Annotated in this window: 19 protein-coding genes and 1 riboswitch; of the genes, 18 read left to right on the top strand and 1 reads right to left on the bottom strand. The window is 67.3% G+C overall.

Annotation, left to right across the window (positions count from 1 at the left end; translation table 11 throughout):
• Positions 1-166: 166 nt before the first annotated feature.
• The 17 genes from PNI01S_RS10040 (at position 167) to PNI01S_RS09960 (ending at position 16672) form a co-directional block, all read left to right on the top strand.
• Positions 167-772: an START domain-containing protein gene (locus tag PNI01S_RS10040; protein ID WP_024764670.1), complete on the top strand. Its 606-nt coding sequence runs from the start codon at positions 167-169 to the stop codon at positions 770-772.
• Positions 773-898: 126 nt separating this feature from the next.
• Positions 899-1144 carry an exodeoxyribonuclease VII small subunit gene (locus tag PNI01S_RS10035; protein ID WP_024764669.1) on the top strand — a complete coding sequence of 82 codons (246 nt, stop codon included), beginning with the start codon at positions 899-901 and terminating at the stop codon, positions 1142-1144.
• Positions 1141-2028 carry a (2E,6E)-farnesyl diphosphate synthase gene (gene ispA / locus PNI01S_RS10030; protein WP_084358095.1) on the top strand — a complete coding sequence of 296 codons (888 nt, stop codon included), beginning with the start codon at positions 1141-1143 and terminating at the stop codon, positions 2026-2028. Before PNI01S_RS10035 ends, ispA begins: the two co-directional genes overlap by 4 nt.
• A 131-nt stretch (positions 2029-2159) precedes the next feature.
• A complete protein-coding gene (locus PNI01S_RS10025; RefSeq protein WP_024764667.1) occupies positions 2160-2834 on the top strand; it encodes a GntR family transcriptional regulator in 675 nt (224 codons plus the stop codon).
• A gap of 113 nt (positions 2835-2947) precedes the next feature.
• The gene (locus tag PNI01S_RS10020; protein WP_024764666.1) at positions 2948-3892 is read left to right on the top strand and encodes a 4-hydroxyproline epimerase; all 945 of its coding nucleotides are present in this window, start codon (positions 2948-2950) and stop codon (positions 3890-3892) included.
• The gene (locus tag PNI01S_RS10015; RefSeq protein WP_084358093.1) at positions 3889-5001 is read left to right on the top strand and encodes an NAD(P)/FAD-dependent oxidoreductase; all 1113 of its coding nucleotides are present in this window, start codon (positions 3889-3891) and stop codon (positions 4999-5001) included. The genes PNI01S_RS10020 and PNI01S_RS10015 overlap by 4 nt, the downstream gene beginning before the upstream one ends.
• Positions 4994-5230 (top strand): (2Fe-2S)-binding protein, encoded by a 237-nt coding sequence (locus tag PNI01S_RS10010; RefSeq protein ID WP_084358091.1) that lies wholly within the window; start codon positions 4994-4996, stop codon positions 5228-5230. The genes PNI01S_RS10015 and PNI01S_RS10010 overlap by 8 nt, the downstream gene beginning before the upstream one ends.
• Positions 5227-6474, top strand: a complete 1248-nt coding sequence (locus PNI01S_RS10005) for an NAD(P)/FAD-dependent oxidoreductase (protein ID WP_084358089.1) — start codon at positions 5227-5229, stop codon at positions 6472-6474. Before PNI01S_RS10010 ends, PNI01S_RS10005 begins: the two co-directional genes overlap by 4 nt.
• A gap of 201 nt (positions 6475-6675) precedes the next feature.
• Positions 6676-7455 (top strand): AraC family transcriptional regulator, encoded by a 780-nt coding sequence (locus tag PNI01S_RS10000; protein ID WP_084358087.1) that lies wholly within the window; start codon positions 6676-6678, stop codon positions 7453-7455.
• A 502-nt stretch (positions 7456-7957) separates the two neighbouring features.
• Entirely contained in the window at positions 7958-8764 is an 807-nt protein-coding gene (locus PNI01S_RS09995) for an ABC transporter substrate-binding protein (protein WP_024764662.1), read from the top strand.
• 13 nt (positions 8765-8777) lie between these two features.
• On the top strand, positions 8778-10553 hold the full coding sequence (lhpI, locus tag PNI01S_RS09990; protein ID WP_500690487.1) for a cis-3-hydroxy-L-proline dehydratase: 1776 nt from the start codon (positions 8778-8780) through the stop codon (positions 10551-10553).
• Positions 10553-11218 (top strand): amino acid ABC transporter permease, encoded by a 666-nt coding sequence (locus PNI01S_RS09985; protein ID WP_065086602.1) that lies wholly within the window; start codon positions 10553-10555, stop codon positions 11216-11218. The genes lhpI and PNI01S_RS09985 overlap by 1 nt, the downstream gene beginning before the upstream one ends.
• Positions 11219-11229: 11 nt before the next feature.
• Complete coding sequence (locus PNI01S_RS09980) at positions 11230-11880, top strand: amino acid ABC transporter permease (RefSeq protein WP_084358084.1); 651 nt, start codon at positions 11230-11232, stop codon at positions 11878-11880.
• Entirely contained in the window at positions 11873-12595 is a 723-nt protein-coding gene (locus PNI01S_RS09975) for an amino acid ABC transporter ATP-binding protein (protein WP_024764659.1), read from the top strand. Before PNI01S_RS09980 ends, PNI01S_RS09975 begins: the two co-directional genes overlap by 8 nt.
• Positions 12596-12765: 170 nt before the next feature.
• The gene (locus tag PNI01S_RS09970; RefSeq protein WP_084358082.1) at positions 12766-13797 is read left to right on the top strand and encodes a trans-3-hydroxy-L-proline dehydratase; all 1032 of its coding nucleotides are present in this window, start codon (positions 12766-12768) and stop codon (positions 13795-13797) included.
• A gap of 114 nt (positions 13798-13911) precedes the next feature.
• Positions 13912-14829, top strand: a complete 918-nt coding sequence (locus tag PNI01S_RS09965) for a dihydrodipicolinate synthase family protein (protein ID WP_024764657.1) — start codon at positions 13912-13914, stop codon at positions 14827-14829.
• A gap of 265 nt (positions 14830-15094) precedes the next feature.
• On the top strand, positions 15095-16672 hold the full coding sequence (locus PNI01S_RS09960; protein WP_084358080.1) for an aldehyde dehydrogenase (NADP(+)): 1578 nt from the start codon (positions 15095-15097) through the stop codon (positions 16670-16672).
• A gap of 102 nt (positions 16673-16774) precedes the next feature.
• Here PNI01S_RS09960 and PNI01S_RS09955 read toward each other — a convergent pair whose 3' ends face one another.
• Entirely contained in the window at positions 16775-17779 is a 1005-nt protein-coding gene (locus PNI01S_RS09955) for an Ldh family oxidoreductase (RefSeq protein WP_024764655.1), read from the bottom strand.
• Positions 17780-18023: 244 nt separating this feature from the next.
• Here PNI01S_RS09955 and dxs point away from each other — a divergent pair, with 244 nt between their 5' ends.
• Positions 18024-19934 carry a 1-deoxy-D-xylulose-5-phosphate synthase gene (dxs, locus tag PNI01S_RS09950; protein WP_084358078.1) on the top strand — a complete coding sequence of 637 codons (1911 nt, stop codon included), beginning with the start codon at positions 18024-18026 and terminating at the stop codon, positions 19932-19934.
• A gap of 19 nt (positions 19935-19953) precedes the next feature.
• Positions 19954-20292, top strand: a riboswitch (cobalamin riboswitch).
• Positions 20293-20337: the final 45 nt, after the last annotated feature.

The raw sequence follows: 20337 nt of genomic DNA, 5'->3' as shown, positions 1-20337 counted from the left end.
GCCGGCCACAAGCCGGCTTTTTTAATGCCTGCGAAAAAGCCTCAGCCCATGTCAGACCGCTCGCCAGCCAATGCGCCGCTGTCACCAGGCAGGCATAAGATCAAGCTATCCCCTCGCCGGTTGCACCGACATGACACGCCTCTCGCCACTTCACGTTGCCTTGCTCATGGCAGCGCCACTGCTGACATGCAACCCGGCCTGGGCGCAGGCGCAAGACTGGAAACTGGCGAGGAACGAAGATGGCGTGCAGGTTTACCTTCGCGACGTGCCCGGCTCCCGCTACAAGAGTTTCCGCGGGGTGACCCTGGTGAAATCCGACGTCGCCACCCTCGGCCACCTGCAGGAGAACCTGCGCGTCTCCTGCGCCTGGCTCTACGCCTGCGCGCAGATGCGCCTGCTCAAGTACAGTGACGAGGCGATCTGGGTCTACCTCGACACCAAGCTCCCGTGGCCCGCCGCCCCGCGGGACCTGGTGCTGAAGGTGAGCACCGAGGAAACCGCGGACGGCGGCATGATCCGCCACCTGCAGGCTGCGCCGGACTATCTTCCTCCGGTGAAGGACCGCATACGCGTACCCAATGTTTCCGGCACCTGGCAGATGGTCCCCAAGGGCCCGAAGCTCACCGAAGTCACCTACGAAATGCGCGGCGAACCCGGCGGCAGCGTGCCGTCCTGGCTGGCGAATCAGTTCGTGGTCGATGCTCCATTCGAGTCGCTGCGCATGCTCAGGGTGGTGGCGGAGCATCAGGGCGTCCGCGACGGCGGCTATTAGAAACCGGTCCGAAAGCGCCGCCGGCAACGGTTGTGCAGTCGCCGGCGGCCTGACCGAAGATTTGCCCGCAAAGCCCGTCTCTGCTAGTGTCGCGAGGTTTCCGAATACCCCCGCCGAGATGTCCGCATGGCCCGCAAGAAAGCTTCCCTCGACTTCGAACAGTCCCTCGCCGAGCTGCAAACGCTGGTGGAGCGCCTGGAAAGCGGCGAGTTGTCGCTGGAGGACTCGCTGGGGGCCTTCGAGCAGGGCATCCGCCTGACGCGCGACTGCCAGGCGGCGCTGACCCAGGCGGAGCAGAAGGTGCAGATCCTGCTGGAACGCGATGGCGAACTGAGCGAAGCGCCCTTCGATCCGGAAGGCGAAGACGCATGATCGCCGGGTACCAGGCGCGCTGTACGGCGCGTGTCGACGCTGCGCTGGAAAAACTCTTCGTCGCCCCCCGTGAAGAACTCACCCGCATCTACGCCGCCATGCGCTACAGCGTGGTCAACGGTGGCAAGCGCGTGCGCCCGCTGTTGGCCTACGCGGCCTGCGAAGCACTGGGCGGCGACGCCGAGCGGGCGGACGGCGCTGCCTGCGCAGTGGAGCTGATCCACGCCTATTCCCTGGTGCACGACGATCTGCCGGCGATGGACGACGACGACCTGCGTCGCGGCCAGCCGACCACCCACATTGCCTACGACGAGGCCTGCGCGATTCTCGCCGGTGACGGCCTGCAGGCACTGGCATTCGAGGTGATCGGTAACGCCAAGCTCAATCCGCAGGATGCCCAGACCCGCTTGGACATGCTGATGATCCTCGCCCGCGCCGCCGGTTCGGCCGGGATGGTTGGCGGGCAGGCGATCGACCTGGAGTCCGTGGGTCGCAGGATCGACCAGGCGGCGCTGGAAACCATGCACCGGCACAAGACCGGCGCGCTGATCGAGGCCAGCGTGCAGCTCGGCGCCCTCGCCAGCGGGCGCGCCAACACCGATGCGCTGGAAGCCCTGCGCCGCTACGCCGAAGCTGTGGGCCTGGCGTTCCAGGTACAGGACGACATCCTCGACGTCGAAAGCGATACCGCCACCCTCGGCAAGACCCAGGGCAAGGACCAGGCGCACGACAAGCCGACCTACCCCGCGCTGCTCGGCCTCGACGAAGCGAAGGCCTACGCCCTCGCCCTGCGCGACCAGGCGCTGGCGGCGCTGGAAGGCTTTGGCGATAGCGCCGAACCGCTGCGCGCCCTCGCCCGCTATATCGTCGAACGCCGTAACTGATTCCCCGGCACGCGCATTGCGTGTGCAAATCCCGTGATTCATCCATTGCGATGACCGCTCGCCGATGCTTCACTGCATTACAGGGATTTCGTATACCATATCCGACAACAGCCACCTGACCGGACTGCATCGTGCCGCTACGCAACGCCCCCAACCTGGGTATCGTCCCCTCCGCCTCGGAGACCATCGCCAAGCACCTGCGCGAGGCGATCATTTCCGGCCAGATGGCAGAGCACGAGCCGATCCGCCAGGACGATATCGCGCAGATCTTCAACGTCAGCAAGATTCCCGTGCGCGAGGCGCTCAAGCGCCTGGAGGCCGAGGGACTGGTGGAGTTCCAGCGCAACAAGGGGGCGCTGGTGACGAAGATATCCGAGCCGGAACTGGCGCAGATGTTCGAGGTACGGGTCGTTCTCGAAGCCCAGGCGATCCGCCTGGCGGTGCCGAACATGACCGCCGAGACCTTCGAGCGCGCCGAGCGCATCTGTGCCGAGTTCGTCGGCGAGGACGATGTCGGCCGCTGGGCGGAACTGAACTGGGAGCTGCATGCCTGTCTCTATGAACCGGCGCAGCGGCCCTACCTGGTTGGCCTGATCCGCTCCATCCATGACAAGCTCGAACGCTACCTGCGCATGCAGATGAGCCTGTCCTCCGGCAAGGATCGCGCGGATCACGAGCACCACGACATCCTCGACGCCTGCCGCGCCGGCGATGGCGAGCTGGCCGCGCGCCTGCTGGAAGAACACATCAACGGTGTCTGCCGCACGCTCTACGAGCACCTGCCGAATCGGCCGACACCGAGCTGATCGAAAAGAACCGCTGTGCCGATTTCATCATCGGCCCGGCGGAAAACCCTCAAGCTCCCATCCCCGCTCCGCGCCACCCTAGGGTCAACCACAAGACCACCTCAGGGGGCAGCATGAAACGCATCCAGGTTCTCGATTCCCACACCGGCGGCGAACCCACGCGCCTGGTGCTCGACGGCTTTCCCGATCTGGGCAAGGGCAGCATGGCCGAACGCCGTGCGCTGCTGGCCAGGGAGCACGACAGCTGGCGCGCCGCGACCGTGCTGGAGCCGCGCGGCAGCGATGTGCTGGTCGGCGCATTGCTCTGCGAGCCGGTGGACCCGAGCGCCTGCGCCGGGGTGATCTTCTTCAACAACACCGGTTACCTGGGCATGTGCGGCCACGGCACCATCGGCCTGGTCGTCTCGCTGGCGCACCTGGGGCGTATCGGCCCCGGCACGCACAAGATCGAGACGCCGGTGGGCACCGTCGAAGCAACCCTGCACGACGACCGCTCGGTGAGCGTGCGCAACGTCCCTTCCTATCGCTACCGCAAGCAGGTGCCGGTGCAAGTGCCCGGCCATGGCCTGGTGCACGGCGACATCGCCTGGGGCGGCAACTGGTTCTTCCTGATCGCCGATCACGGCCTGCGCGTCGCCGGCGACAACCTGGACGAACTGACTGCCTACACCGTCGCCGTGCAGAAGGCGCTGGAAGACCAGGGCATCCGCGGCGAAGACGGTGGCCTGATCGATCACATCGAGCTGTTCGCCGACGATCCCGATGCGGACAGCCGCAACTACGTGCTCTGCCCCGGCAAGGCCTACGACCGCTCGCCCTGCGGCACCGGCACCAGCGCCAAGCTGGCGTGCCTGGCCGCTGACGGCAAGCTCGCCGCCGGCGACGCCTGGCGCCAGGCCAGCGTGATCGGCAGCCAGTTCGAGGGCCGCTTCGAGTGGGTCGGCGAGCCTGCCGAGGGGCGCATCATCCCGACCATCCGCGGGCGCGCCAACATCAGCGCGGAAGCCACCCTGCTGCTGGAAGAAGACGACCCGTTCGCCTGGGGCATCCGTTCGTGAGCGATGCGGACATCATCGTCATCGGCGCCGGCATCGTCGGCGCCGCCTGCGCCCACGCCCTCGCCCGCCGCGGCCTGGACGTGCTGGTGCTGGATGCGCGCCTGCCCGGCGCCACCGCCGTCGGCATGGGCCACCTGCTGGTGCTCGACGACAATGCCGCCGAACTGGCGCTGAGCAACTACTCGCTGCAGCGCTGGCGCGAGTGGGGCCACGACATGCCCGCCGAATGCGCGTACCGCAGCAACGGCACGATGTGGCTGGCGGCCAATGACGAAGAGATGGCCGAAGCCGAACGCAAGTTCGCCATGCTGCGCGAGCACGGCATCGCCGCAAGGCTGCTAAACAGCGCGGAGCTGCAGCAGGAAGAACCCGAGCTGCGCAGCGACCTGCACGGCGGGCTGGAGATCACCGGTGACGGCATTCTCTACGCGCCGCGCGCCGCCGCGTGGCTGCTGGAGTCGGCGCTGAAACCGATCCGCCAGCGCCAGGCCAAGGTGGTGGAAATCGACGAACCCCGCGTGCGCCTGGACGACGGCCAGTGGCTGAGCGCCAAGGCCATCGTCCTGGCCAATGGCATCCAGGCCACGCAGCTCTGCGCCGACCTGCCCATCGAGCCGAAAAAAGGTCATCTGCTGATCACCGACCGCTACCCCGGCAAGGTGCGCCGCACGCTGGTGGAGCTGGGCTACGTGACCAGCGCGCACAACGCCAGTGGCCCATCGGTGGCCTGCAACATCCAGCCGCGCCCGACCGGCCAGTTGTTCATCGGCGCCTCGCGGCAGTTCGGCACCACCGACCCGCAGGTGGAAGGCTGGATGCTGGCGAAGATGCTGCGCCGCGCCGTGGACTACATGCCCGGCCTGGCCAACCTCAACGTAATCCGCAGCTGGGCCGGCTTCCGCGCCGCCAGCCCCGACGGCATGCCGCTGGTGGGCGAGCACCCGCAGCGCCCCGGCCTGTGGCTCGCGGTCGGCCACGAAGGCCTGGGGGTGACTACCGCGCCAGGCACCGCCGACTTGCTCGCCGCGCAACTGTGCGGCGAACCGTTGCCGCTGCCGGCCGAACCCTATTCCCCGCGCCGCTTCCTCGGAGCCACCGCCCATGCCTGAGCTGATCCTCGACGGCCGCCCCCTGCGCGTCACCGCGGGCACCACGGTGGCGGCCGCGCTCGCCCAGGGCGGCGACGGCACCACGCGCACCTCCGTCAGCGGCCAGCGCCGTGCGCCGCTATGCGGCATGGGCATCTGCCAGGAGTGCCGGGTGATCATCGACGGCCAGCGCCGCCTGGCCTGCCAGACCCTGTGCCGCGAGGGCATGCAGGTGGAGACGCGCCCATGAGCGAGTCCGTCGATATCCTCATCATCGGTGCCGGGCCGGCGGGAATGTCCGCCGCCCTCGCCGCCGCGCCGAGCGGCGCCAACATCGTCATCCTCGACGACAACCCGCTGCCCGGCGGGCAGATCTGGCGCGACGGGCCCAATGCGCACCTGCCGCGCGCCGCTCTGGAGCTGCGCGAAAAAGTCGCCGCCTGCGCCAACATCAGGATTCACAGCGCCACCCGCGTGGTGGCCCTGGCCGGCGAACACGGCCTGCTGCTGGAAGACTTCCAACGTGGCTGGCGGCTGGATTACCGCAAGCTGATCCTCTGCACCGGTGCCCGCGAGCTGCTGCTGCCCTTCCCCGGCTGGACGCTGCCCGGCGTCACCGGTGCAGGCGGACTGCAGGCACTGGTGAAAGGCGGCGTACCGGTGGACGGCCAGCGCGTAGTGATCGCCGGCAGCGGCCCGTTGCTGCTCGCCAGCGCCGCGACCGCCCGCGCCAACGGCGCGAAGATCCAGCGCATCGCCGAACAGGCCTCGTGGTCTGCGTTGGCCAGCTTCGCCCTGAAGCTGCCACGCTGGCCGAACAAGCTGGTGCAGTCCTTCGGCCTGTACGACCCGGCCTACCGTGCCGACAGCCATATCGTCGCCGCACTGGGGACAGATCACCTGGAAGGCGTGCGAATCAGCCAGGGTGGCAAGCTGAAGGAAATCGAATGCGACCGACTGGGCTGCGGCTTCGGTCTCATCCCCAACGTGCAGCTCGGCCAGGCACTGGGCTGCGCGGTGGACGACGGTGCAATCCGCGTCGACGCCTGGCAGGCGAGCAGCCGCGATGGCATCTACGCCGCGGGCGAATGCACCGGCTTCGGCGGCTCGGAGAAAGCCCTGGTGGAGGGTCGCATCGCCGGCCACGCCGCCGCGGGTGAACACGACCGAGCCCGCGAGCTCTGGTCGCAGCGCCAGCGTTGGCAGGGCTTCGCCGCCGCACTGAAGAAGGACTTTGCCCTCGACCCGCGCCTGAACCTGCTCGCCCAACCGGACACCCTCGTCTGTCGCTGCGAAGACGTGCCCTACTCGGCACTGGCAGGCAAACCGGACTGGACCGCTGCCAAGCTCGCCAGCCGCTGCGGCATGGGCGCCTGCCAGGGCCGCGTGTGCGGCGCAGCAGCCACGCAGTTGTTCGGTTGGCAACCGCCAGCGCCGCGCCCGCCCTTCAGTCCGGCGCGAGTGGAAACCCTGCTGCAGCTCGCCGAAGACTGAAGGCATAGACCAAGGATGGCGGATAGCGCTTGAGGCGTTATCCGCCCTGCGTCGGCCTCACGCATCGCACCCGTAGGGCGCATTAAAGCGGCACGCTTTATCCGCCGCCGTTGCCCCGCCAAGTGGTTCGCCAGAGGCATTGCGCGCCCTTCGAGTTGACAGCGCCGCGCCATCTCGCCACCTTGCAGCGTACCTTCCGCCATGTTCCGACAGCCGACTCGCCTCCCGATGCACGACCTGATTCCCCAGGGCGCCCGCGACCTGGACAGCCTGCTGCAGACCCTTGCGCAGATTTCCCCGCTGCTCGATGCCATGCCCGGCGTGGTGTTCTTCATCAAGGACACCGCGGCGCGCTACGTGCTGGTCAACCAGACCCTGGCACGGCGCTGCGGTGTGAAGGATGCCCGCGAGCTGCTCGGGCGCACCGCCGAGGAGGTCTTCCCGTCGCGCTTCGGCCCGATCTACACCGAGCAGGATCGCCGCGTACTGGAAACCGGCGGCCAGCTCAGCGATCAGCTGGAGCTGCACCTCTACCCCGGCCGGCTGCCAGGCTGGTGCCTGACCCACAAGCTGGCGCTGCGCGATGCGCAAGGCGCCGTGATCGGCATGGCGGGGATTTCCAGCGACCTGCAGGCGGCGCAATCCACGCATCCCGCGTACCAGCGCCTGGCGGCAGTGGACGCCTATATCCGCGAACACTTCGACAAGCCGATCAACCTTGCCGAGCTGACCGAGCTGGCCGGCCTCTCCGTCGCCCAGCTGGAGCGCCACTGCAAGCGCATCTTCCAGCTCACGCCACGGCAGATGATCCACAAGGCGCGCCTGGGTGCCGCCACGCGCCTGCTCGGCGAGGACCTGCCGATCACCGAGATCGCCCTGCGTTGCGGCTACACAGACCACAGCGCCTTCAGCCGGCAGTTCCGCGCACTGACCGGGCTGTCGCCGACGCAATATCGCGAGTCGCAGGTCGCGCCCAACTGACGAAACCTGTAGTGCCCCATGCGCGCGATCGCTGGCATGGGCTGAGGGGCTCCTCCTCTACAAGTGCCCCCTCACCCTAACCCTCTCCCGCAAGCGGGAGAGGGGACCGTTCCGAGCAGCATGAGACCCCAGCGTCAGCCGGCACGATCTGCCCCCTCACCCTCAGGAGCGGGGCGCGTAGCCAGGGCTGGGGATAGGGGAAAGCAGGCACGAACTTTCCCGCAGAAGACAATTGCTCCCACAAGGGACATCAACGCGCACAGCTTCCCGAGTGCTCCCATACGGGGCAGCGAAACACGCTCCTGCTTCATTTGGTAACAGCGCTCGGAACGCACCTACAGCCAATTCGAAGCACCCTGTAGCCCTGATCCCACCAATAGCAGGCCTCGCGACCGATCGGTCATGCCCGGGCCATTTCTGGCACATGCCTTGCTCTAAGAAATATCGTATATGAAATCCATAATACAAAATCGCTGCACAACACTGACTCAGAGAGGCCCCCATGAAATTCTCCCGAATTGCGCTAGCCCTCACCGCTGTGTTTCTCGTCGGCCAGGCCCAGGCCGACAAGCTCGACGACATCATTGAATCCGGCAAGCTGCGCTGCGCCGTCACCCTGGACTTCCCGCCGATGGGTTCGCGCGATGCGCAGAACAACCCGGTCGGCTTCGACGTGGACTACTGCAACGACCTGGCGAAAGTCCTCGGTGTTACCGCCGAAGTCGTCGAGACGCCCTTCCCGGATCGTATCCCCGCGCTGGTATCCGGCCGCGCCGACGTGATCGTCGCTTCCACCTCCGACACCCTGGAGCGCGCCAAGACGGTCGCCATGACCATCCCCTACTTCGCCTTCCAGATGGTGGTGCTGACCCGCGAGGACACCGGCATCACCCAGTACGAGGACATAAAGGACCGCCCGGTGGGCAACACCAGCGGCACCTATGAAGCCATCGCTCTGGAGAAGGACGTGAAGAAATGGGGCGGCAAGGGCTCCTTCCGCGCCTACCAGAGCCAGAACGACACCATCCTCGCCGTCGCCCAGGGTCACATCGACGCCACCGTGGTGACCAACACCGTCGCCGCCTCCACCCTGAAATCCGGCAAGTACAAGGGCCTGAAGGTCGTCGGCAACGCGCCCTACGTGATCGACTACGTGTCGCTGGCCGCCGCGCGCAACGAGTACGGCCTGATCCACTACCTCAACCTCTTCGTCAACCAGCAGGTCCGCACCGGCCGTTACGCCGAGCTGTACGAGAAGTGGGTCGGCGGCACCCCGGTCGACCTCACCGTTCCCCACGTGTACTACTGACGGCGGGCGCAACATGTCTTCGATTCAGGCTTCAAGGGTGCGGGACTCACGCCTAACAGGGCGGGTCCTGATGGGGGGTAGCGCCGAAGGGGCGCTACTCCATGCCGACACCGGGCTGAGCTTCTGGGGAGGCGTAGAGCCTTTCACGGGCGAGGTCATCGACCGCCACCATCCGCTCTCCGGCAGCTTCCTGCCTGGGCGGGTGCTGGCGATTCCCAGCGGACGCGGCTCCTGTACCGGCAGCAGCGTGATGCTGGAAATACTGCTCAACGGCCATGCGCCGGCAGCCCTGCTGCTGGCCGAGCCGGACGAGATCCTCACCCTCGGCGTGCTGGTGGCGCAGGCGTTGTTCGGCCGCTCCATCCCGGTGCTGTGCCTGGGCCACGAGGCTTTCGAGCAGTTGTCCACGGGCGGCTGGGCCCGTATCGAAGACGGACAGGTAACACTCACCGCCGAGCGCCCTGCCGATAGCTGGCAGGGCGTGATGGCCAGCGATGCCGGCCCCTTGCCGGAAGGCCTGGTGCTCACCGCCGGCGACCATGAGCTGCTCGACGGCCAGCACGGCAAGGCCGCCCAGGCCGCCATGCAGATCGTCCTGCGCATGGCCGCGCTGCAAGGCGCGAAGGACCTGCTGGACATCGCCCAGGCGCACATCGACGGCTGCATCTATACCGGCCCCGCCAGCCTGCGCTTCGCCCGCCAACTGGCGGACTGGGGCGGCAAGGTGAAGGTGCCGACCACCCTGAATTCCATCTCCGTGGATCACCGCCGCTGGCGCGAACTGGGCGTCGACAAGGCCTTCGGCGAGCCCGCCGCCGCGCTGGGCGATGCCTACATGGAGATGGGCGCGCAGATGAGCTACACCTGCGCGCCCTACCTGCTGGACAGCAAGCCGAGCCTCGGCGAACAGGTCGTGTGGGCCGAGTCCAACGCCGTGGTCTACGCCAACAGCGTGCTCGGCGCGCGCACCCTGAAATACCCGGATTACCTCGACATCTGCATCGCCCTCACCGGCCGTGCGCCGAACGTCGGCAGCCACCGCGACGAAGGTCGGCTGGCCGTGCTGCGGATCGATGTCGAGCTGCCGGCCGAACATGACGAGTCGATCTTCCCGCTGCTCGGCTATCACATCGGCGAGCTGTGCGGCACGCGCATCCCGGTGGTCGACGGCCTGCAGCCGCTGGCGCCGGACAGCGATGCGCTGAAAGCCTTCGGCGCAGCCTTCGCCACTACCTCCGCTGCGCCGATGTTCCACATCGCCGGCGTCACCCCGGAAGCGCCGGACGTCACCACCGCACTGGGCGGCAAGGCCCCGCTGCAACACCTGCGCGTCACCCCGGCGGACCTGATCGCCTCCTGGCGCGAACTGGACCACGCGGCAGAGCCCAGCGTGCAACTGGTGTCCCTGGGTAACCCGCACTTCTCCGCCAGCGAGTGTGCCGAACTGGCCAGGCTGGTCGCCGGGCGCCGCAAGCATCCGGGCGTCGCGCTGGTCGTCGCTCTCGGCCGCGCCGTGGAGGAAAAGGCCCGCGCCGCCGGCGACGTGAAGGTGCTGGAAGACTTCGGCGTGCAACTGCTCAACGACACCTGCTGGTGCATGATCGGCGAGCCGGTGATTCCGCCGTCCTGCACCACGCTGATCACCAATTCGGCGAAGTACGCCCACTACGGTCCGGGCCTGGCCGGGCGCCAGGTGCACTTTGGCAGCCTTGCCGCCTGCGTCGAGGCGGCCTGCAGCGGGCGCGGTGACGGTGGCGTCCCGAGTTGGCTGAGCGAGGGGGTGCGCTGATGTTCAACTACAGCTTCCACTGGCGCTCCGCCTTCAAGGCCCTGCCGGACATGCTCGGCGGCGCCTGGGTAACCCTGGAAACCGCCGCGCTGTCGATGATCCTCGGCGTGCTCATCGCGCTGCTGCTGACCGTCATGCGGCAGATGAAGAATCCGTGGCTGAAGGGCTTCGCCGACACCTGGGTATCGATCGCACGCAACACGCCGTCGCTGTTCCAGATCTACATCCTGTACTTCGGCCTGGGCTCCTTCGGCCTGCACGTCAGCTCCTGGGTGGCGCTGCTGGCGGGGATCACCTTCAACAACGCCGGCTACCTCGCGGAGAACTTCCGCGGCGGCCTCAAGGCCGTGCCGGACACCCAGATGCGCGCCGCGCGCTCGCTGGGCATGAGCGCCTTCCAGGCGTACCGGATGATCATCGTTCCGCAGCTGCTGCGCATCGTCTATTACCCGCTGACGAACCAGATGGTCTGGGCGGTGCTGATGACGTCGCTGGGCGTGGTGGTGGGCCTGAACAACGACCTCACCGGCGTGACCCAGGACTTCAACGTGCGCACCTTCCGCACCTTCGAGTACTTCGCCCTGGCCGCGGTGCTCTATTACCTCATCGCCAAGGTCATCGTGGTGGTCGCCCGCCTGCTGAGCTGGCGACTGTTCCGCTACTAGGAGAAGCACGCATGTTTTCCACGAGCTTCACCGTCAATGACCTGATGTTCCTGCTGCAAGGGGCCTGGGTCACCGTCAAGCTGACCGTCGGCGCCATGCTCATCGGCACCCTCGCTGGCGTCGTGCTGGGCTGGCTGCGCGCCACCCTGCCGCGCACCACGATGCCGGTCGGCTGGTTCCTCGACATCTTCCGCAGCGTGCCGCTGCTGATCCAGTTCGTGCTGTTCAACTCGCTGAAAAGCATCGTCGGCCTGAACTGGAGCGCCTTCACCGTCGGCTGCCTGGTGCTGGGCGTGTACGCGGCGGCGTTCTGCACCGAGATCATCCGCAGCGGCATCCTCGCCGTCGGCCCGAACATCCGCCGCGCCAGCCGCTCGCTGGGCCTCAGCTACTGGCAGGACCTGCGCTACATCGTGCTGCCGCTGGCCGCGCGGGTGGCCTTCCCCGGCTGGCTGAACCTGGTGCTGGGGGTGATGAAGGACACCGCGCTGGTCATGTGGATCGGCATCGTCGAACTGCTCCGCGCCTCGCAGACCATCGTGACGCGCATCCAGGAACCCCTGCTGGTGCTGTGCATCGCCGGGGTCATCTATTACCTCATGAGTTGGGTCGTGGCGCGCCTCGGCGCCCGGCTGGAACAAAGGTGGCAGGAAAATGATTGAAATCGACAACGTGCACAAAGCCTACGGCGATCTGGAAGTGGTCAAGGGCGTCAGCCTGACCGTGAAGAAGGGCGAGGTGGTCTCGATCATCGGCGGCTCGGGTTCGGGCAAGTCCACCCTGCTGATGTGCATCAACGGCCTGGAGCCGATCCAGCGCGGCAAGATCCGCGTCGACGGCATCGAGGTCCACGCCAAGACCACCGACCTGAACAAGCTGCGGCAGAAGATCGGCATCGTCTTCCAGCAGTGGAACGCCTTCCCGCATCTGACCGTGCTGGAGAACGTCATGCTCGCCCCGCGCAAGGTGCTCGGCCTGTCCAAGGAAGAGGCCGAGGCGATGGCGGTGAAGCAGCTCAAGCACGTCGGCCTGGGCGACAAGCTCAAGGTGTTCCCGCAGAAGCTCTCGGGCGGGCAGCAGCAGCGCATGGCGATCGCCCGCGCGCTGGCCATGTCGCCGGACTACATGCTGTTCGACGAAGCCACCTCGGCACTCGACCCGCAACTGGTGGGCGAGGTGCTCGACACCATGCGCCTGCTCGCCGAAGAGGGCATGACCATGGTGCTGGTCACCCACGAGATTCGCTTCGCCCGCGATGTGTCCGACCGCGTGGCGTTCTTCCGCGAGGGGCTGGTACATGAGATCGGCACGCCGGAGCAGGTGATCGGCAATCCGCAGCGGGCGGAGACGGCGGAGTTCCTCCGTTCGGTGAACTGACAAGAGCCTCTCACCCTGACCCTGGCTGCGCGCCCCGCTCCTCAAGCGGGAGAGGGGACTGATCGGTGCAGGATGAAACCACAGCATCAGCCGGCACGGCCTGCCCCCTCTCCCTCTGGGAGAGGGCTGGGGTGAGGGAGGCCGGGCTCCACAACGTAGGGAGAAAGACAATGCGTTCGAGCAAGATCATCCACGTCGTCAGCTGCCACGCCGAAGGCGAGGTCGGCGACGTCATCGTCGGCGGCGTCGCCCCGCCGCCCGGCGACACCCTGTGGGCACAGTCGCGCTTCATCGCCAGCGACAACACCCTGCGCAACTTCGTCCTCAACGAACCGCGCGGCGGCGTGTTCCGTCACGTGAACCTGCTGGTCCCGCCGAAGGACCCGCGGGCGCAGATGGCCTGGATCATCATGGAGCCGGCGGACGTGCCGCCCATGTCCGGCTCCAACTCGCTGTGCGTCAGCACCGTGCTGCTGGACAGCGGCATCCTGCCGATGCAGGAACCGCAGACGCGCCTGACCCTGGAAGCGCCGGGCGGCCTGATCGAAGCCGTGGCCGACTGCAAGGACGGCAAGGTGCAGCGCGTGGAAGTGCGCAACCTGCCCTCCTTCGCCGACCAGCTCGATGCCTGGATCGAAGTGGAAGGCCTCGGTTCGCTGCAGGTGGATACCGCCTACGGCGGCGACAGCTTCGTACTGGCCGACGCGCACGCGCTGGGCTTCACCCTGCACGCCTCGGAGGCCGCCGACCTGGTCGCCACCGGCCTGAAGATCACCCAGGCGGCAAACCAGCAACTGGGCTTCAGGCACCCGGAAAACCACGACTGGGCGCATATCTCCTTCTGCCAGCTGACCGCGCCGGTGGAGCGCATCGACGGCGTGCTGCACGGCCGTAACGCCGTGGTCATCCGCCCCGGCAAGATCGACCGCTCACCCTGCGGCACCGGCTGCTCGGCACGCATGGCGGTGCTGCATGCCAAGGGCCAGTTGAAGGATGGCGAGCGCTTCGTCGGCCATTCGATCATCGATTCCAAGTTCCACTGCCGCATCGACGGCCTCACCAGCGTCGGCGGCAAACCGGCGATCCACCCGTGCATTTCCGGCCGCGCCTGGATCACCGGCACCCACCAGCACCTGCTCGACCCGAGCGATCCCTGGCCCGAAGGCTATCGGCTCTCGGATACCTGGCCGAACGGCTACTGATTTCCCCCTAACCGATTCCACCCCTGATTCGCCGCGTAGCGGCACCCGACGACGAAATGCTGCGGGATTTCCTTCAGACGTTTCGTATACGAAATACGACAATTGGAGAGCAACATGAGCAAGAAGGTCAATTGGAGTGGCGTGTTCCCCGCGGTGACCACTCAGTTCAACGATGATTTCTCGGTCAACCTGGAAGCCACCCACAAGGTGATCTCCAACCTGGTGCGCGACGGCGTCTCCGGCCTGGTGGTGTGCGGCAGCGTGGGCGAGAACACCTCGCTGACCATCGAGGAGAAGATGGCCGTCACCGAAGTCGCCAAGGACGCCTCCGGCGGCCGCGTGCCGGTGATCTGCGGCATCGCCGAGTTCACCAGCCACGGTGCCTCGCAGGTGGCCAAGGCGGTGCAGAAGGTCGGCGTCGACGGCATCATGGTGATGCCCGCGCTGGTCTACTCCTCCAAGCCCCATGAAACCGCCGCGCACTTCCGCAGCGTGGCCACCAGCACCGACCTGCCGGTGATGGTCTACAACAACCCGCCGATCTACAAGAACGACGTCACCCCGGACATCCTCATCTCCCTGGCCGACTGCGAGAACATCGTCTGCTTCAAGGACAGCTCCGGCGACACCCGCCGCTTCATCGACGTGCGCAACGAAGTGGGCAACCGCTTCATCCTGTTCGCCGGGCTCGACGACGTGGTGCTGGAAAGCATCGCGGTGGGCGCCGAGGGCTGGATTTCCGGCATGTCCAACGTCTTCCCGCAGGAAGGCGAAACGATCTTCCGCCTGTGCAAGGCCGGTCGTTACGAAGAGGCCATGCCGATCTACGAATGGCTGATGCCGATCCTCCACCTCGACGCCCGCCCGGATCTGGTGCAGTGCATCAAGCTCTGCGAAGAAATCGCCGGCCGCGGCACCGCCCTCACCCGCCCGCCGCGCCTGGCGCTGCAAGGCGCGGACCGCGAGCACGTGGAGACGATCATGGCCAAGGCACTGGCGAATCGGCCGAAGCTGCCGGATGTGGGGCTGTAATAGCGACTTGCGGAAAGAGGGCAGTCGGCGCAAACCGAAACAACCGTGCGCTCGACTCCCTCCCCCTACCCCTGGCTACGCGCCCCGCTCCGAAGGGAGAGGGGACTGGTTCTGCGTGAAGGGGCAGAGCGTGGTCCGCCTGACGCCTTTTCCCGTAGGAGTACACGACAGCCCGAGCCACTCGGACACTCCCTCTCCCTTCAGGGAGAGGGCTGGGGAGAGGGGCTCTTCGCCGCACCGAAATCCAGCACCAGAGAGCCCGCCCATGACCGCCCAGAACTTCATCGCCGGACAACGCATCGGCACCGGCACCACCCGCCTGCAGAGCCTCGACGCCAGCACCGGCGAAGCCCTGCCCCGCGAATTCCTCCAGGCCACCGAAGCTGAGGTCGACGCCGCCGCCTGCGCCGCCGAAGCCGCCTTCCCGGCCTACAATGCGCTGCCGGCGGAGCGCCGCGCGCAGTTCCTCGACGCCATCGCCAGCGAACTGGAAGCCCTCGGCGACGACTTCATCGCCATCGTCTGCCGCGAGACGGCCCTGCCCGCCGCGCGCATCCAGGGCGAGCGTGGCCGCACCGCCAACCAGATGCGCCTGTTCGCCAGGGTGCTGCGCCGTGGCGACTTCCTCGGCGCACGCATCGACCGCGCACTGCCCGAACGCCAGCCGCTGCCCCGCCCGGACCTGCGCCAGTACCATACCGGCGTCGGCCCGGTAGCCGTGTTCGGCGCCAGCAACTTCCCCCTGGCCTTCTCCACCGCCGGTGGCGATACCGCCGCCGCGCTGGCTGCTGGCTGCCCTGTCGTGGTGAAAGCCCACAGCGGCCACATGGCCACCGCCGAATGGGTCGGCGAGGCGATCACCCGCGCAGCCGAATCCACCGGTATGCCGGCCGGCGTGTTCAACATGATCTACGGCGCTGGCGTCGGCGAGCCGCTGGTCAAGCACCCGGCGATCCAGGCGGTCGGCTTCACCGGCTCGCTCAAGGGCGGCCGCGCGCTGTGTGACCTGGCCGCCGCCCGCCCGCAGCCGATCCCGGTATTCGCCGAGATGAGCAGCATCAACCCGGTCCTCGTGCTGCCCGCCGCCCTGGAAGCGCGCGGCGAGAAGATCGCCCGCGAACTGGTGGATTCGGTGGTCATGGGCTGCGGCCAGTTCTGCACCAACCCCGGTCTGGTAATCGGCATCGCCTCGCCCGCGTTCAGCCTGTTCGTCGCCAACCTGATCGCCGAGATCGGCCAGCGCCCGGCGCAGACCATGCTCAACGCCGGCACTCTGAAAAGCTACGAGAAGGGCATCGCCAAGCTGCTCACCCACCCCGGCCTGCGCCACCTCGCCGGCCAGCCGCAGGAGGGCCGGCAGGCGTTCCCGCAACTGTTCCAGGCCAAGGCCAGCCTGCTGCTGGAAGGCGAAGAGCTGCTGCAGGAAGAAGTCTTCGGCCCGACCACCCTCGTCGTCGAAGTGGCTGACGAGGCCGAACTGCGCCGCGCGCTGGACGGCCTGCACGGCCAGCTCACCGCCACGCTGATCGCCGAGCCGGGCGACCTCACACACTTCGCCGCCCTGGTGCCGGTGCTGGAGCGCAAGGCCGGGCGCCTGCTGATCAATGGCTACCCGACCGGTGTGGAAGTCTGCGACGCGATGGTCCACGGCGGGCCATATCCGGCGACCTCCGACGCGCGCGGCACATCCGTCGGCAGCCTCGCCATCGACCGCTTCCTGCGCCCGGTGTGCTACCAGAACTACCCGGATGCGCTGCTGCCAGACGCATTGAAGGACGCCAACCCGCTGGGCATCGCGCGGCTGGTGGATGGCGAGACGACACGCAACGCCGTGACTCGCTGAGGGTTCGTCGGCGCGGGAGTGAACTGTCGGCCAGTCCCGCACCGATGCTCAGCCCCGGCCTTGCGCCGGGGCTTTTTTATGCGCGCCTACAGGGAAGTGCCGTTACTCCAGCAGCTTGCGCAAGTCGGCATACAGCGAATCGCTGATCTCTACGCCCTCTTTCAGGCTGCGTTCGCGCGCTGCAAAGCGCCGCTGCGACGGCAGGCGCGCGCCCATGTCGACGATGGACTCGAACAGCGTCTCGGCCCGCGCCAGGTGCTGCGGCGCTTCGGCGCCGAGGAAGCGCGCCGGGTCGATGGCGATCAGCAATTCGCCGTGGTACGGCGAGGACTTCGTCCCTTCGTCGAACACCGTGGACTCGGCACTGGTCAGGTCGCCGATCAGCGGGCCGGCGATCAGCTCGACCATGGTCGCCAGCGCCGAGCCCTTGTGCCCGCCAAAGGTGAGCATGGCGCCGTCGAGCACGGCGCTTGCGTCAGTGCTGGGGTTGCCCTGCGCATCGATCCCCCAGCCCAGCGGAATCGACTTGCCCTCGCGCTCGTGCAACTGGATTTCCCCCCGAGCCACGACCGTGGTGGCGAAGTCGAAGACATAGGGGTTCTGCCCGGCGCGGGGCCAGCCGAAGGCGATGGGATTGGTGCCGAACAATGGCCTCTTCCCGCCGGCCGGCGCAACGTAAGCCTGGGCCGGCGTAACGGCCAGGGCCACGAGGCCGTGGGCGACGATCCGCTCGATCTCCACCCACAGCGCCGAAAAGTGCACACAGTGGTTCACCGCCATCGCGGCTATACCCTGGCTGCGCGCCTTTTCCACCAGTTTCGGCAGCCCCAGATCGAAGGCGCACTGCGAGAAGCCACCCTTGGCGTCCACCCGCACCAGCGCCGGGGCCGGTTCCGACAGCTCTGGCACAGCGTCCAGCGAGACCTTGCCGGCGCGCGCCGTATGGATGCAACCGAGCAGGCGCCAAACACCGTGGGACGTGCAGCCATCACGCTCGCCGGCCAGCACAGTCTCGGTCACGCCCTGCACATGGGGCTCGCTGAAGCCATGGCGACGCAGGATCGCCTCGGACAATTCGCGCAGTTCTTCCAGACTCAGTCGGGTCACGCCATCCTCCTCGATTGCTACAAAAGGCTGCGGCAAACCGCCGCCGGTCGGTCATCGTGCCTACAGTGGCGCCTGGCGCCGGGGCTGGCTTGCCTGCAATCGGCAGGGGCGACGACGATTTCGGCACAGCCGGCGGCCGAATCCCGACCATCCGGTCGTCCGAAGGATTGGCCCCACGTTGCTTGGGCCAATCCGGAGCTTCGGGTAAACTTCCGCATCTTTGCCTCTCATAACGATCAGCCTGATGCCCACGACGTTCCACGAGATTCCCCGCGAGCGCCCCGCCACGCCTCTGCTCGACCGCGCCAGCACGCCGGTCGAGCTGCGCCGGCTGGGGGAAGCGGAGCTGCTGACCCTCGCTGACGAACTGCGCCAGTACCTGCTGTACAGCGTCGGCCAGACCGGCGGCCATTTCGGCGCTGGCCTGGGCGTCATCGAGCTGACGGTCGCCCTGCACTACGTCTTCGACACCCCGGACGACCGCCTGGTGTGGGACGTCGGCCACCAGGCCTACCCGCACAAGATCCTCACCGGTCGCCGCGAGCGCATGGGCAGCCTGCGCCAGAAGGACGGCCTGGCCGCCTTCCCGCGCCGCTCGGAGAGCGAGTACGACACCTTCGGCGTCGGCCACTCCAGCACCTCCATCAGCGCCGCCTTAGGGATGGCCATCGCCGCGCGCATGCAGGGCTCCAACCGCAAGTCGGTGGCGGTGATCGGTGACGGCGCGCTGACCGCCGGCATGGCCTTCGAGGCGCTCAACCACGCGTCGGAAGTGAAGGCCGATATGCTGGTGATCCTCAACGACAACGACATGTCGATCTCCAACAATGTCGGCGGCCTGTCCAACTACCTGGCCAAGATCCTCTCCAGCCGCACCTACAGCAGCATGCGCGAAGGCAGCAAGAAGGTGCTCTCGCGCCTGCCCGGTGCCTGGGAGATCGCCCGCCGCACCGAGGAATACGCCAAGGGCATGCTGGTCCCCGGCACGCTCTTCGAGGAGCTGGGCTGGAACTACATCGGCCCCATCGACGGCCACGACCTGCCGACCCTGATCGCCACCCTGCGCAACATGCGCGACCTCAAGGGCCCGCAGTTCCTCCACGTGGTGACCAAGAAGGGCAAGGGCTTCGGCCCGGCCGAGATCGACCCGATCGGCTACCACGCCATCACCAAGCTCGAACCCGAGGGCGCCCCCGCCCACGCCGTGCCGAAGAAGGCCGGCGGGCCGAAGTACTCCAGCGTGTTCGGCCAGTGGCTGTGCGACATGGCTGCCCAGGACCCGCGCCTGGTCGGCATCACCCCGGCGATGAAGGAAGGCTCCGACCTGGTGGCCTTCGCCGACAAGTTCCCGGATCGCTACTTCGACGTCGCCATCGCCGAACAGCACGCCGTGACCCTGGCGGCCGGCATGGCCTGCGACGGCGCCAAGCCGGTGGTGGCGATCTACTCCACCTTCCTGCAGCGCGGCTACGACCAGCTGATCCACGACGTCGCGGTGCAGAACCTCGACGTGCTGTTCGCCATCGACCGTGCCGGCCTGGTGGGCGAAGACGGCCCGACCCACGCCGGCAGCTTCGACCTCTCCTACCTGCGCTGCATCCCCGGCATGCTGGTGATGACCCCCAGCGACGAGAACGAACTGCGCAAGCTGCTCACCACCGGCCATCACTTCGAAGGCCCGGCGGCGGTACGCTACCCGCGCGGCACCGGCCCGAACGCCGCCATCGAAGCCGAGCTGGCTCCGGTGGAAATCGGCAAGGGCGTGGTGCGCCGTGAAGGCAAGGCCGGCAAGGTCGCCTTCCTGGTATTCGGCGTGCAACTGGCCGAGGCACTGAAAGTCGCCGAACACTTCGACGCCACGGTCGCCGACATGCGCTTCGTCAAGCCGCTGGACGAGGAACTGGTGCGCCAGCTGGCCGCCAGCCACGAGCTGCTGGTGACCATCGAGGAGAACTCGGTGATGGGTGGCGCCGGCGCCGCCGTCAGCGAATTCCTCGCCCGCGAGAATATCCAGCAGCCGATCCTGCACCTGGGCCTGCCGGACTACTATGTCGAGCATGCCAAGCCTGCGCAGATGCTGGCGGAGTGCGGTCTGGACGCCGCCGGCATCGAAGCCGCGGTACGTGCGCGCCTGCACGTCCTCGGCGACCGCTGAGCACATCCCTCGTCCTGAGTATTGCCAGCCACGGGCGCACCTACTAAGGTGCGCCCGTTTTCGTTCGAGGTAACGGGAAGCAGGTGAAAGACCTGCGCTGCCCCCGCAACGGTAACCGACACGTTCCCGAACCGGATCCTGATCTCGCGAGCTAGAGCAGAACAAGGCGAAAGCAGAAGTGGAAGCGGAGTTTGCTACAGCAAATGAGCATTTCGCTTCTGCTTTCAACGCCGTTATGCCGACGTGCAGCAGATCAGGGCCGGTTCGATTCGTAGCATCGCCATGGCCACTGCAGATTGTGGGAAGGCGGCGATGTGACGTCGGCAGCCCGGAGACCGCCCTCGACACGCCCCGACAGGTGTTGCGGAGGGCCGCACCGTCAAGTGCGGCCTGCCGCCCTTGC

It is taken from the genome of Pseudomonas nitroreducens NBRC 12694 (assembly GCF_002091755.1).
Taxonomy (GTDB): domain Bacteria; phylum Pseudomonadota; class Gammaproteobacteria; order Pseudomonadales; family Pseudomonadaceae; genus Pseudomonas; species Pseudomonas nitroreducens.
Note: the sequence above shows the minus strand (reverse complement) of the source record. Positions and strands in the feature narration are given on the sequence as shown.